Annotated in this window: 11 protein-coding genes; 8 read left to right on the top strand and 3 right to left on the bottom strand. The window is 73.5% G+C overall.

Going from position 1 to position 12911, the window contains the following annotated elements:
- Positions 1-58: 58 nt before the first annotated feature.
- Positions 59-901, top strand: coding sequence for a helix-turn-helix domain-containing protein (locus DFJ69_RS27530; protein ID WP_211328806.1), 843 nt, complete (start codon positions 59-61; stop codon positions 899-901).
- Positions 898-1524, top strand: a complete 627-nt coding sequence (locus DFJ69_RS27525) for an NUDIX hydrolase (RefSeq protein ID WP_116025267.1) — start codon at positions 898-900, stop codon at positions 1522-1524. The genes DFJ69_RS27530 and DFJ69_RS27525 overlap by 4 nt, the downstream gene beginning before the upstream one ends.
- Here the strand turns inward: DFJ69_RS27525 and DFJ69_RS27520 are convergent.
- Entirely contained in the window at positions 1521-2042 is a 522-nt protein-coding gene (locus DFJ69_RS27520; RefSeq protein ID WP_116025266.1) for an HAD domain-containing protein, read from the bottom strand. The genes DFJ69_RS27525 and DFJ69_RS27520 overlap by 4 nt on opposite strands.
- A gap of 112 nt (positions 2043-2154) precedes the next feature.
- Here DFJ69_RS27520 and DFJ69_RS27515 point away from each other — a divergent pair, with 112 nt between their 5' ends.
- Positions 2155-4617, top strand: coding sequence for a Tex family protein (locus DFJ69_RS27515; protein WP_116025265.1), 2463 nt, complete (start codon positions 2155-2157; stop codon positions 4615-4617).
- A gap of 39 nt (positions 4618-4656) precedes the next feature.
- Here the strand turns inward: DFJ69_RS27515 and DFJ69_RS27510 are convergent, their stop codons facing one another.
- Entirely contained in the window at positions 4657-5127 is a 471-nt protein-coding gene (locus DFJ69_RS27510) for a hypothetical protein (protein ID WP_116025264.1), read from the bottom strand.
- Between the two features lie 1032 nt (positions 5128-6159).
- Here DFJ69_RS27510 and DFJ69_RS27500 point away from each other — a divergent pair.
- The 3 genes from DFJ69_RS27500 to DFJ69_RS27490 all read left to right on the top strand — a co-directional run bounded on the left by DFJ69_RS27500 (position 6160) and on the right by DFJ69_RS27490 (position 9058).
- Positions 6160-7356, top strand: a complete 1197-nt coding sequence (locus DFJ69_RS27500; protein WP_116025263.1) for an MFS transporter — start codon at positions 6160-6162, stop codon at positions 7354-7356.
- A gap of 39 nt (positions 7357-7395) precedes the next feature.
- Entirely contained in the window at positions 7396-8457 is a 1062-nt protein-coding gene (locus tag DFJ69_RS27495; protein WP_245974600.1) for a phosphotransferase family protein, read from the top strand.
- A 160-nt stretch (positions 8458-8617) separates the two neighbouring features.
- A complete protein-coding gene (locus DFJ69_RS27490; protein ID WP_116025262.1) occupies positions 8618-9058 on the top strand; it encodes a hypothetical protein in 441 nt (146 codons plus the stop codon).
- Positions 9059-9533: 475 nt separating this feature from the next.
- Here the strand turns inward: DFJ69_RS27490 and DFJ69_RS27485 are convergent, their stop codons facing one another.
- The gene (locus DFJ69_RS27485; protein ID WP_170177795.1) at positions 9534-10574 is read right to left on the bottom strand and encodes an iron-siderophore ABC transporter substrate-binding protein; all 1041 of its coding nucleotides are present in this window, start codon (positions 10572-10574) and stop codon (positions 9534-9536) included.
- Between the two features lie 196 nt (positions 10575-10770).
- Here DFJ69_RS27485 and DFJ69_RS27480 point away from each other — a divergent pair, with 196 nt between their 5' ends.
- Together DFJ69_RS27480 and DFJ69_RS27475 are read left to right on the top strand one after the other, a co-directional pair.
- On the top strand, positions 10771-11841 hold the full coding sequence (locus DFJ69_RS27480; RefSeq protein ID WP_116025261.1) for a FecCD family ABC transporter permease: 1071 nt from the start codon (positions 10771-10773) through the stop codon (positions 11839-11841).
- Between the two features lie 2 nt (positions 11842-11843).
- Positions 11844-12911 carry a FecCD family ABC transporter permease gene (locus tag DFJ69_RS27475; RefSeq protein ID WP_116025260.1) on the top strand — a complete coding sequence of 356 codons (1068 nt, stop codon included), beginning with the start codon at positions 11844-11846 and terminating at the stop codon, positions 12909-12911.

Raw genomic sequence — 12911 nt, 5'->3', positions numbered from 1 at the left:
GGCGACCAGACTAGGAACAGATGTTCGAGCGGTCTTGAAGAAATGCGACACTGGGCCCGTGGGCGATGGAGAGCCGGGGTCGACCAGGGGGATCCTGCGGGCCGAGAGGGGTCTGCGTCGCTTCCAGGTGCGCAGGGCGGCCCCTTCCCCCGGGTTGGCGCCCTATGCGGAACACCACTGGATCCTGACGTGGGACCTGCGCGGGCGGGCCCCGCACAGCCAGCGGCTCCTCACCCATCCGACGGTGCACATGACGTTCACGACTGGTGGGCGGGCCCGCGTCGTCGGCATCGTGCGTGGCGTGTTCACCGAGACGATCTCCGGGGCCGGACGCGTGATCGGAGTGCGGTTCCTGCCCGGTGGGCTCCGACCGTTCCTGGACGGTCCGGTGTCGGCGCTGACCGGCCGGTACGCGCCCGTGGAGGAGGTCTTCGGGCCCGCGGCCAGGGCGGCGGCCGACGCGATCATCGCCGAGCCGGACACCGGGGCGGCGATCGCGGTGCTGGAGGCGTTCCTGTTGGAGCGCACGCCGGGGCGACCCGATCCCGTCGTCGCGGAGATGACGGCGATCGTGCGGCGGATCGCCTCCGATCCCGCGCTGAGCCGCGTCGACGCGCTGGCGGCCGACCTGGGCGTCGGGACGCGGTCGTTGCAGCGCAGGTTCGCCGAGTACGTGGGTGTCGGCCCCAAGTGGGTGATCCGCCGGTACCGGATGCACGAGGCGGCCGAGCGCGCGGCGGCCGGGGAGCGTGTCGACTGGGCCGCCGTCGCCGGCGAGCTCGGCTACTCCGACCAGGCGCATTTCGTTCGGGAGTTCACCGCCGCGGTCGGCACTCCCCCGGCCCGGTACGCCCGGATGTGCGCGGCCGACGCCGAGAGGGCCGGCACGATCGGACGATGACGCCCCCTCACGACACCGTCGCCGCATTCGCCGCCCTCGCCCGTGAGCGGCTCGCCGCCCGTTCCCCGGTCCTGCTCGACGGCGGGCCCGGAGTCCGGCGCGCGGCGGTGGTGCTGTGCGTGGTGGAGCACGGCGGCGCGCCCTCGGTGATCGTGATCAAGCGGGCCCTCCGGGGGCGGAACGCGGGCCAGTGGGCGCTGCCGGGCGGACGGCTGGACGACGGCGAGACGGTCGTGCGGGCGGCCCTGCGGGAGCTGCACGAGGAGATCGGGCTGACCGCCGACCCGGTCGACGTGCTGGGGCGGCTGGACGACTTCCCCGCCGCCTCGGGGTTCGTGATCAGCTCGCTGGTGCTGGCCCTCGAGGACCCGGGGCCGCCGCGCCCGAGCCCCGACGAGGTCCACTCGGTGCACCCTGTGACGCTGGAGCGGCTGGCCGCCGACGACGCGGTGCGGTGGGTGCCGCAGGTGGACGGCGGGCGGCTGCTGCAGATGACGCTCGGGCCGGCGATGACGGTCCACGCCCCGACGGGCGCGCTGCTCTGGCAGTTCCGCGAGGTGGTGCTGCACGGCCGCGACGTCCGGGTGGCGGACCTGCTCCAGCCCGACTGGACGCGACGTTAGGGCCCGAGGCCGGGCGCCTCCTCGGGCAGCGCGGTCAGCCAGGCCCGCGCCCGGTCCAGGTGGCCCTCCAGGAGTCCCTTCATCGGGTCGACGCGGACCAGCAGATGCGACGGCCGCGCGAGGTGGTCCAGGAGCCGCTCGGCCGCGTCCGGCTCGTCCTCGAACCAGACGAAGGGCCGTTCGCCGACCCAGGCGGCGACGTGCCGGGCCTTCCACGCGCCGGGCGAGACGCCCTCGGGGATCTCCGGGAAGCCGGGGATCGGGACGAACGGGAGCTCCGGCAGCCCGATCCTGGGGGCGACCCACTCGTTGGCGCGGTCGCACCAGAAGCTGGCCCAGGCCAGCTCCGCGCCGGTCGCCTCGGCCAGCTCCACCAGCAGGGGGCCGTGCGCGCGGTCGAGCCACAGCTTGAACGTGATCCCGTTGGGGGTGACGCGATGCCGCCGGTAGCGGTCGTGCGGCCGGGCGAACGGGTTGAGGACACCATCGACGTCGAGCAGCACCAGCGGCTTCCCCATACGGGGACGGTACGACACCGGGACCGGCGGCGGAAGGTTCGCGCGACAAGGGGCCCCGGACCCTGCACAATGCTTCGGACGGCTGAACAGAAGGCGGATCGAGATCGTGACGATGTCCCAGACGGCAACCGGGAAAGCCCCGGACAACGCGCTGAACGTGCGGATCGCCGAGGAGCTCGGCGTCCGTGAACGGCAGGTCCAGGTGGCCGTGGAGCTGCTGGACGGCGGCGCGACCGTGCCGTTCATCGCCCGCTACCGCAAGGAGGCGACCGGGGCCCTCGACGACACCCGGCTCCGGCGGCTGGAGGAGCGGCTGCGCTACCTGCGGGAGATGGAGGAGCGGCGCGCGGCGATCCTGGAGTCGATCCGCTCCCAGGGCAGACTCGACGAGGCGCTGGAGCGGCAGATCCGGGAGGCCGACACCAAGGCCCGCCTGGAGGACATCTACCTGCCGTACAAGCCCAAGCGGCGGACCAAGGCCATGATCGCCCGGGAGGCGGGGCTGGAGCCGCTCGCCGACGGACTGCTCGGCGACCCCACGCGGGACCCGCAGGCCGCCGCCCAGGCGTTCGTGGACCCGGACAAGGGCGTCGCGGACGCGGCGGCGGCGCTGGACGGCGCCCGGTCGATCCTGGTCGAGCGGTTCGGCGAGGACGCCGACCTGATCGGCGAACTGCGCGAGCGGATGTGGACGCAGGGCCGGCTGGTGGCGAAGGTCCGGGAGGGCAGGGAGGAGGCGGGCGCCAAGTTCGCCGACTACTTCGACTTCGCCGAGCCGTTCACCAAGCTGCCCTCGCACCGGATCCTGGCGATGTTCCGGGGCGAGAAGGAGGAGGTCCTCGACCTGGAGCCGGCGCCGGAGGCCGACGACGCCGAGGTGTCCGGCCCGACCTGGTACGAGCGGCGGATCGCGGGCGCGTTCGGGATCGTCGACCGGGGCAGGCCCGCCGACCGCTGGCTGTCGGAGACGGTCCGCTGGGCGTGGCGCACCCGCATCCTGGTCCACCTCGGCATCGACCTGCGCACCCGGCTGCGTCAGGAGGCCGAGGACGAGGCCGTCCGCGTGTTCGCCGCCAACCTGCGGGACCTGCTGCTGGCCGCGCCCGCGGGGACCCGCGCCACGATGGGCCTGGACCCCGGCCTGCGCACCGGCGTGAAGGTCGCCGTGGTGGACGCGACCGGCAAGGTGGTCGACACCGCGACGATCTACCCGCACGAGCCGCGTCGCAAGTGGGACGAGTCGTTGGCGGTGCTGCAGGGGCTCGCCGCGAAGCACGGTGTGGAGCTGGTCGCCATCGGCAACGGCACCGCCTCGCGGGAGACCGACAAGCTCGCCGGGGACCTGATCCGGCGGCACCCGGAGCTGAACCTCACCAAGATCGTGGTGTCGGAGGCGGGCGCCTCGGTGTACTCGGCCTCCGAGTACGCCTCGCAGGAACTGCCCGAGCTGGACGTGTCGCTGCGCGGCGCGGTGTCGATCGCCCGGCGGCTGCAGGATCCGCTGGCCGAACTCGTCAAGATCGACCCCAAGTCGATCGGCGTCGGTCAGTACCAGCACGACCTGGCGGAGGCCAAGCTGTCGCGTTCGCTGGACGCGGTGGTGGAGGACTGCGTGAACGCGGTCGGCGTGGACGTCAACACCGCGTCGGCGCCGCTGCTGACCCGGGTGTCGGGCATCGGCGAGGGGCTGGCCGCGGGCATCGTGGCGCACCGGGAGGCCAACGGCCCGTTCCGCACGCGCAAGGGTCTGAAGGACGTGGCGCGGCTCGGGCCGAAGGCGTTCGAGCAGTGCGCGGGCTTCCTGCGGATCCCCGGCGGCGACGACCCGCTGGACGCCTCCAGCGTGCACCCGGAGTCGTACCCGGTGGTCCGCCGCATCATCGACGCGGCCGGGGGCGACCTGGGGTCGCTGATCGGCAACGGGAAGGTGCTGCGGTCGCTGAGGCCCGCCGACTTCGTCGACGAGGCGTTCGGGCTGCCGACCGTCACCGACATCCTGTCCGAGCTGGAGAAGCCGGGCCGCGACCCGCGCCCGGCGTTCCGGACGGCCGCGTTCGCCGACGGGGTGGAGAAGCTGACCGACCTCCGGCCCGGCATGGTGCTGGAGGGCGTGGTCACGAACGTGGCGGCGTTCGGCGCGTTCGTGGACGTCGGCGTGCACCAGGACGGGCTGGTACACATCTCGGCGATGTCGAAGACGTTCGTGAGCGACCCCCGGGACGTCGCCAAGCCCGGCGACATCGTCAAGGTGCGGGTGTTGGACGTGGACGTCCCGCGCAAGCGGATCTCGCTGACGCTGCGGCTGGACGAGGACCCGAACGAGCGCCGCGAGCGGTCCGGGCCGGGCCGCCGCGACGGTGGGGGGCGCGGTGACCGGGGCCGCCAGGGCGGCGGTCAGGGTCAGGGCGGTCAGAGTGGACAGGGCGGACAGGGCGGCGGTCGTGGCGGCCAAGGCGGTGCGCGGGGCGGGTCGCGCGGGTCGCGCGGCCAGAACGCGCCGCAGCCCGGCGGGGCCCTGGCCGACGCGCTGCGCCGCGCCGGGCTGGACAAGGGCCTGCCCGGCGGCGACCGCTGACGGGGCGGGCCCGGGCCCGAGCGGGGCCCGGGCCCGCCGTCAGTGGTCTTCGGGGTCGTGGTCGAGGTCCAGGCCGACGACCGACGAGCAGTTGGTGCAGATCCACTCGGCGATGACCGCCTCGGCCTGCATGTCGCGGGTCTGGTAGGGCCGGTGGACGCGGCGGCGGCGCATGCCGTGGCCGCAGCCCGAGTGCAGCAGCAGGCCGCACATCCGGCAGGGCCACACGTCCTCGCCCCGTTCCTGGCAACCGGGGCAGCGATGCGCCTCGGGGAGCCCGGCGGGGTCGTACTCCTCCCGCCACTCCCGTTCCATGTCCAGGTACTCGTCGGCCGGCCAGTGCCGGTCGGCGAGCCAGGCCAGGTACTCCTCGGCGTCGGGTTCGAGCACCTCGGTCATCGACTCGGGGTATCCCCCGGAACGTTCCCCGAGGCGACGTGCCCCGACCCTGCGCGCCGTCACGACGAGCCACGCCGCGAGCACCGCGACGCACACGAAAACCACGATCATGTCCTCACGCCGGAGGCGTCCCTTCTCGTTGCACCGCGCGCGCCTCACCGGCACGTAATGCTCAAAGCGCTCGAACGCTACAAGAAAGAGCCTTCACAGAAAAGTCGATCAAACATTGATCTACCTGGACGTGATGGACGCGCTTCCTGCCTCGGCGCGCACGGAGGCCCACACGCGATCGGGCGGCCTCGTCGAGGTCGACGCCGGGAACGTCGGCGAGCCGGCGACGGGAGGTCTCCGCCACAGGGCCGATGACCAGCATCTCCAGCAGCGGACCCGGCAGGTCGACCACCTCCCCGACCGCCACGCGGGGGCGGGGCCAGTCGTCGATCCGGGCCCTCCTCGGGACCTTGGTCGCCGCGATGCCCTCGGCGCGGGCCGGCAGGAACCCGGCCCGCGCGGACGCGTGGACGAAGTGCGCGGCGGGCCGGTCGTTCCGCGTGAAGCCCAGGTGGGCGCGGACGAAGGCGCACGGGCCCTCGCGGGCCGTCCGATGCTCCTCGAGCGCCTCGATGAGCGTGTCGAGGACGTCACGTACCGTGCGCAGAGCGCCGCGTACAGGTCCAGGGCGGCCGTCAGGACTCTGTCGACCGTCGCCTCGCCACGGCGGTGCGTAGGAGGCATCGCGCTCCGGGCACGGCGTCTGGGGGACGCCGGTGAGTTCGTGCGCCCGGGCCCAGAGCCGGTCGGCGAGGGCCCGGTCGGCGGCGACCGGCGCCGGGGCCGCTCGTCGTTCAAGTTGAAGTAGCGACCGGGGCGCCCGGCGACGTCGTCGGACACCGCCAGCCGCACAATGGGGCGCGCCCGCGGCGACGCTGTGAGCAGCGGCTCCAGCTCGTGGTTCAGCAGGAACGGGGCCAGGTGGTTGGTGACGAACGCCTTCTCCAGGCCGTCCTCGGTCGGGAGGCGGCGTCACGGTGGGTGAGACTCTCCCTAAGATGTTGGCGCACATAGAAGGCGCTTGCAAATACATGCCTGGACATTTATTGTCGACGCCTGTACTGGTTGCAAGCTCTTCATCCGGGGGATCCCATGCCTCTCGCCCTGCTCGCGCTGGCCATCGGCGCGTTCGGGATCGGCACCACCGAGTTCGTGATCGCCGGTCTGCTGCCGGAGGTGGCGTCGGACTTCGGCGTCGGCATCCCGACCGCCGGGTGGCTCATCTCCGGCTACGCGCTGGCCGTCGCGGCCGGGGCGGTGCCGATGACGATGCTGGGCGCGCGGATGCGCCGCAAGCGGCTGCTGCTCCTGCTGATGGTCGTCTTCATCGCCGGGAACGCCCTGTCGGCGCTCGCGCCCGGTTACGAGGTGATGCTGCTCGGGCGGATCGTGGCCGCCTTCTGCCACGGCGCCTTCTTCGGCGTCGGCTCGGTGGTGGCCGCCGACCTGGTCGCGCCGAACCGGCGGGCGAGCGCCATCGCCCTCATGTTCACCGGCCTCACGGTCGCCAACGTGCTCGGGGTGCCGATGGGCACGTTCCTGGGCCAGAGCCTCGGGTGGCGCTCGACGTTCTGGGCGGTCGCGGCGCTGGGCGTCGCCGGACTGATCGGCATCGCCGCGCTCGTGCCCGACCGGGCCCGTCAGAAGGGCGTGTCGCTGCGGGCGGAGTTCGGGGTGTTCCGCAGCGGTCAGGTGTGGCTGGCGGTCGCCATGACGGTGCTGGGCTTCGGCGGGGTCTTCGCGTCCTTCACCTACGTCGCCCCGATGATGACCGAGGCGGCGGGCTTCTCCGCCGGCACGGTGAGTTGGCTGCTGGTGCTGTTCGGGATCGGCATGGTGGTGGGCAACCTGGTCGGCGGACGCCTCGCCGACCGTCATCCGATGCCGAGCCTGTACACGGCGCTGGCCGGGCTGACGGTCGTGCTGGCGCTGTTCGCCTTCACGTCCCAGGCGAAGGTCCCGGCGGTCGTCACGCTGTTCCTGCTGGGCGGCTTCGGCTTCGCCACCGCGCCGGGCCTGCAGATGCGCACGATGGCGAGCGCCGGCGGCGCGCCCACACTGGCCTCGGCGGTGAACATCGGGGCCTTCAACCTCGGCAACGCGCTGGCGGCCTGGCTGGGCGGCCTGGTCATCGACGCGGGCCACGGCTACGAGTCCACCAACTGGGTGGGCGCCTCGATGGCCCTGGGCGCGCTCGGCCTCGCCCTCGTCGCCGGCCGCGTCGACCGCTCGCGACGCGCCGCGGCCGACCCGTCGCCGGATCGACCCGCCCCCATGCCGGTGGGCTGAGCACGGTGACGGTGGGGCTCCACTGTTACGCTCCCGAGCGTGAGCGCGCAGATCGATCCCGATGTGGTGGACTTCACCGTCCTGGCCGCGTGGATGGACGAGCAGGGACTGCCCGGCGGGCCGTTCGAGGACGTCGAGCCGCTGAGCGGCGGCACCCAGAACGTGCTGGTGCGGTTCCGACGGGGCGGGCGGTCGTACGTGCTGCGCCGCGGGCCCGAGCACCTGCGCGCCCGCACCAACGACGTGCTGCGCCGCGAGGCGCGGGTGCTGACCGCGCTGGACGGCTCCGACGTCCCCGCCCCGCGCGTCATCGCCGCCTGCCCGGACGAGCAGGTGATGAACGGCGCGGTGTTCTACCTGATGACGCCGGTCGAGGGTTTCAACGCGACGACCGTGCTGCCCGAGCCGCACGCGAGCGACCCGAAGATCCGGCACGAGATGGGCCTGTCGGCGGCCCGGGCGCTGGCCTCGCTGGGCGCGGTCGACCACGAGGCCGCCGGGCTGGCCGACTTCGGCAGGCCGGACGGCTTCCTGGAGCGGCAGGTGGGTCGGTGGACGTCGGAGCTGGAGTCGTACTCGGCCCTGGACGGCTACCCCGGCCCGGAGATCCCCGGGCTGGAGCGGGTGGCCGGCTGGCTGGAGGACAACCGGCCCTCGTCATGGCGTCCCGGCATCATGCACGGCGACTATCACCTGGCCAATCTCATGTACGGCTTCGACGGCCCCCGGGTCGCGGCGATCGTGGACTGGGAGATGTGCACGATCGGCGATCCGCTGCTGGACCTGGGCTGGCTGCTGGCCACCTGGCCGGACGACGCGGACGGCGGCGCGGCGATCGCCGGGCCGCTGGGCACGGCGGGCGGGCTGCCGTCCCCGGCGGAGCTGGTGGCCGCCTACGCCGAGCGCCCGGAGGCGTCCGCGGGCCGCGACCTCGGCTCCATCGACTGGTACACGGTGCTGGCCTGCTTCAAGCTCGGCATCGTGCTGGAGGGCACGCACGCCCGGGCCTGCGCCGGCAAGGCGTCCCGCGACACCGGCGACCTGCTGCACGCCATCACCCTCGGCCTGTTCGGGCGGGCCGAGCGCGTCATCGGCCTCTGATCCCGCCGCGCCTTCCACCGGAACGGTGCCCATCCCGTCCCGGCGGACGGCCGCGCTCCGGGTGCGTGGTCGGGGGCTCGCCGAGCGTAACGAAGTGGCCGATACGGCGATAATCTGAGAAGAGACCTCCGCGCCATCCCCCTCGCGTCAGGAGGCGCGTATGAAGATTCTCGGCAGAGACCCGGCGGCATGGCTCGCCCTCGTGGCCGTCGGCGTCCAATTCCTGGTGGCCTGGGGCGTCGACCTGTCCGAGGCGCAGCAGGCCGGTGTCAACGCGGTCGCCACGATGGGCATGGGCCTGGCGATCGCGTGGGTCGTCGCCCGCGACAAGGTGATCCCCGCGGCGGCGGGCCTGCTCACCGCGGTGCTGCAACTGGGGGTGTCCTTCGGCTGGGACATCGACCAGGACCAGATCGCCACGGCGGGCGCGCTGCTGACCGCGGTGCTGGCACTGTACCTGCGGACGCAGGTGACGGCGCGGGTCGCGGCCGACGGCACCAGGGTCGCCGCCGAGGGCCCGCTGGCGCGCAGGCGCACCGCGGCCCCGGCCGCCGGCGCCGAGCCCGCCGACGGCACCGTGCCGGCGGAGACGACGCCCTAGGCCCCATCGCCCGAACGAGGCTCCTGGGACGCATGTCCGTCCGACGAGACATCCGACCCCTCGGCCGGGGCCGCCGTGGCAGGGCGGTCAGGCGTCGCGGCACCGTGCCGGCCCGGCTGCGAACGTCGCCGCCGCCCACAGCGCCGGCCCACCGGACACGGGAGCGTCCGTCGAGGTCGGCGGCCCGGCCCGGATCCGCGCCGATCCAGGCTCGGGCCGCCGTCTCCGGATCGGCCTCGGCGGCCGGATCCAGGATCGTGGGTCTCCGACCGGCCGGTGCGCGGAGCGCCCGAGCCGGCCGGTCGTACCGGTCGTCCCGGTCGGGGAAGACGACGTGCGGCGGCTTCCGCCTCCCGTACGGCGCGGCGCGCCGTACGGAATCTCGACGTGGGCGGGGCCGTCCGGCTCCATCTGCCGAGCGAGCCGGGTGAGCCGCCGTCACCGGCGCCTCACGGCGTCACTCCCGGCGTGCGCCCTACTTTTTGAGCAGGGGCACCAACTGGTCGATGGCGTACGGGATGCTCAGCACGGTGTTGAAGGAGATGGCGCCGCCGATCGGCGGGTCCTGGTAGGTCAGGAACAGGTCCCGGCCCTCCTTGGCGACCTTCAACGTGCGGTAGACGCTGTCGTTCTTGATGCGGGGCTGGGGCTCCTTGCCGGTGGTGATCCACACGAGGCGGTCGACGTCCAGCAGGTCCAGCCGCTCGGAGCCGAACTCGACGCCGTTGAGCTTGCCCGCCTCCTTGTTGATCTTCGGGGGGACGGTGAAGCCCAGGTCGGCCAGGAAGCCCGACTTGGGGTCGCCCTGCTGGAAGGCGAAGTACGTGCCGGCCTTGAAGCTGTCGGCGGCCAGGGCGGTCTTGCCCTTCCACTGCGGGTTGGCCTCGCGGACCTCGGCGAACTTGGCCTCGATGTCGGCGACGAGCCGCTTGGCCTTGACCTCCTGACCCAGTCCCTTGCCGATCTGGAGGGTCATCACCTGCCAGGGGGCGGCGTACGGGTCGTGGCCCTTCGGCTGGGCGATCACGGGGGCGATCTTCGAGAGCTTCTCGTACTGGGCCTTCTGGATGCCGGAGTAGACGGCGACGATCAGGTCGGGCCTGAGGGACAGCAGCTTCTCGAAGTTGATGTTCTCCTCGCGCAGCCCGAGGTTGGTCGGCTCGGTGCCGCCCCACAGGGCCTTGGTCCACGGCCAGTCGGAGAACGGCTTGCGCTCGAACCAGTCCACGACGCCGACCGGCTTGTGCCCGAAGGCCAGCACCGGCTCGTGGTCGCTCAGGCCGATCGTGACGATCCGCTGCGGCCGCTTCTTCACCTCGGTGGCGCCGTAGAGGTGCTCGACCGTCACCGGGAACGACTCCCCGGCGGCCCCGCTCGGCGCGGCGTTCCCCGATCCGCCGTCGTCGGACCCGCCGCCGCAGGCGGTCAGGCCCAGGGTCAGCATCAGGGCGGCGAGCGCCGTGAGGAGGCGCATCGCCGGTCGTGCGCCCGGGACGGGCGCGGAGGTGGGGGGCATCGTTCCTCTTCTTCGTGCTCGGGGGGTGTTACGGAGGTGCGGCCGGCGACATTACGGACGTTCCGGCCAGGCGATATTAAGGTAAGGCTTACCTACCTACAATCCCCTCGCCGCGGTTGCGCGGTGACCGATTCGTGAGGTATGCCTTGCCTAAATACCGGTGCGCCACCCGCCTCGCGGGCAGATCGGAACCCCTGTGACCCTCCAGACGACCCCGCCCTCCGAGGCGGCTCCACCGGGCGGCCCCGGCGCCTCCCGCACCCGTGGGGCGACGGTCGGACTCCCCCTCGCGGCGGCGGCCGCGCTCGTCGTCCTGTGCCTGCTGTCCCTGGCGGTCGGGAGCCGGGACATCCCCCTTGACCAGGTCATGGACACCCTCCGTGACCGCGACGGCGCGGACGTCACGGCCGACGTGGAGGCCATCGTCTGGGGCTCCCGGCTGCCCCGCACCCTGCTGGCCGTGCTCGGCGGGGCGGCCCTCGGGCTGGCCGGCGCGATCATGCAGGGGCTCACCCGCAACCCGCTCGCCGACCCCGGTCTCCTCGGCGTCAGCGCCGGCGCGGCGTTCGGCACCGTCCTCGCCGCCGGAGTGATGGGAGTCACCTCGCTGCTCGGCTCGATCTGGTTCGCCTTCGCCGGCGCGGTGGTCGCCGCGGTGGTGGTCTACCTGCTCGGCGGCCGGGGGCGCGGCGGCACCTCGCCGGTCAAGCTGGCGCTCGCCGGCATCGCGGTGACCTACCTGCTGGACTCCCTCACCAGCGGGATCGCCCTCACCGACCCGGAGGCCCTGGACCGTTACAGGTACTGGTCCGCGGGCTCGCTGACCGGCCACGACGGCACCACGATCCTGCGCATCCTGCCGTTCCTGGCCGTCGGGGCGCTGCTGGCGGTCACGCTGGCGCCCGCCCTCGACAGCATCGCGCTCGGCGACGACGTGGCCGCCGCGCTGGGGCGGCGGCTCGGCGTCGTCCGGATCCGCGCCGCGCTGGCCGTGACCCTGCTCACCGGGGCGACCGTGGCGGTCACCGGGCCGATCGTGTTCATCGGACTGGTGGTGCCGCACGCGGTGCGCATGCTCACCGGCCCGGACCACCGCCGACTGCTGCCGGGCTGCCTGCTGGTCGCGCCCTGCCTGGTGCTGACGGCCGACATCATCGGGCGCGTCGTGGCGCGCCCCCAGGAGCTCGACGTGAGCCTGGTCGCCGCGTTCCTCGGAGCGCCGTTCTTCATCGCGCTGGTCCGCCGCCGCAGGCTCGCGGAGCTGTGACGATGACCCGCGTCGAACCCTCCCGCGTCCCCGGTCGCACCGCCTTCCGCACGACGCGACCCGCCGTCTCCGGGATCCTGCGGCCCCGCGCGGCGCTCACCTGCCTCGCCCTGGCCGCCCTCGCCTTCCTGGTCTTCTGCGTGGCCGTCGGCACCGGCGACTACCAGGTGCCCGTGTGGGACGTGGTGCCCGCGCTGTGGGGGTCGGGCGACATGCCGACCCTGTTCGCCGTCCGCGAGCTGCGGCTGCCGCGCGCGCTCACCGGCCTGCTCACCGGCGCCGCCTTCGGGCTGTCGGGGGCGCTCTTCCAGACCGTCACCCGCAACCCGCTGGCGAGTCCGGACATGCTCGGCATCACGCAGGGCGCCGGGACGGCCGTGGTCGCCGGGATCGTCCTGGGCTTCGGCGCCGGGCTCGGCACCCAGGGCCTCGGGCTCGGGGGCGCGCTGGCGGCCGGACTCCTGATGTACGGGCTGGCCTGGCGGGGCGGCACGACCGGCTACCGGATCGTCCTGGTGGGCATCGGCATCTCGTGGATGTGCGTCAGCGTGACGTTCTATCTGCTGAGCCGCGCCGAGGGGTACCAGGCCCAACAGGCGCTGGGCTGGCTCGTCGGCAACCTGAACAACCGCGGCTGGGAGCACGTGCGGCCCCTCGCCCTGGCGCTCGCGGTGCTGCTGCCCGCGGTCCTCCTGCAGTCCCGCCTGCTGCGGACGCTGCAGCTCGGCGACGACGTCGCGGGCGGCCTCGGCACGCCCGTGCAGCGCACCCGGATGGTCGCGCTGCTCTGCGGGGCGGGGCTGGCCGCTTTCGCCACGGCCGCCGCCGGACCGATCCTCTTCGTCGCGCTCGCCGCCCCGCAGATCGCCCGCCGCCTCGCCGGCGCCGCCTGGCCCCCGCCGCTCGCCTCCGCGCTGACCGGCTCGACGCTGGTGCTGGTCAGCGACCTGCTCGCGCAGCGCGCGGTGGGCGACCTGATGGTCCCCGTCGGCGTGGTGACCGGCGTGCTGGGCGCCCCCTTCCTGCTCTGGCAGCTCTCCCGGGCCGACAAGGCCGGCACTGGAGGTTGA

Source organism: Thermomonospora umbrina, assembly GCF_003386555.1.
In the GTDB taxonomy this organism is placed as follows: domain Bacteria; phylum Actinomycetota; class Actinomycetes; order Streptosporangiales; family Streptosporangiaceae; genus Thermomonospora; species Thermomonospora umbrina.
This window is presented reverse-complemented; position numbering and strand designations above follow the sequence as displayed.

Excerpts from the sequence above, each read along its gene's own strand:
- DFJ69_RS27525 (WP_116025267.1), top strand. The coding sequence starts at position 898 with ATGACGCCCCCTCACGACACCGTCGCCGCATTCGCCGCCCTCGCCCGT.
- DFJ69_RS27520 (WP_116025266.1), bottom strand. The coding sequence starts at position 2,042 with ATGGGGAAGCCGCTGGTGCTGCTCGACGTCGATGGTGTCCTCAACCCG.
- DFJ69_RS27515 (WP_116025265.1), top strand. The coding sequence starts at position 2,155 with ATGTCCCAGACGGCAACCGGGAAAGCCCCGGACAACGCGCTGAACGTG.
- DFJ69_RS27510 (WP_116025264.1), bottom strand. The coding sequence starts at position 5,127 with ATGATCGTGGTTTTCGTGTGCGTCGCGGTGCTCGCGGCGTGGCTCGTC.
- DFJ69_RS27500 (WP_116025263.1), top strand. The coding sequence starts at position 6,160 with ATGCCTCTCGCCCTGCTCGCGCTGGCCATCGGCGCGTTCGGGATCGGC.
- DFJ69_RS27490 (WP_116025262.1), top strand. The coding sequence starts at position 8,618 with ATGAAGATTCTCGGCAGAGACCCGGCGGCATGGCTCGCCCTCGTGGCC.
- DFJ69_RS27485 (WP_170177795.1), bottom strand. The coding sequence starts at position 10,574 with ATGCCCCCCACCTCCGCGCCCGTCCCGGGCGCACGACCGGCGATGCGC.
- DFJ69_RS27475 (WP_116025260.1), top strand. The coding sequence starts at position 11,844 with ATGACCCGCGTCGAACCCTCCCGCGTCCCCGGTCGCACCGCCTTCCGC.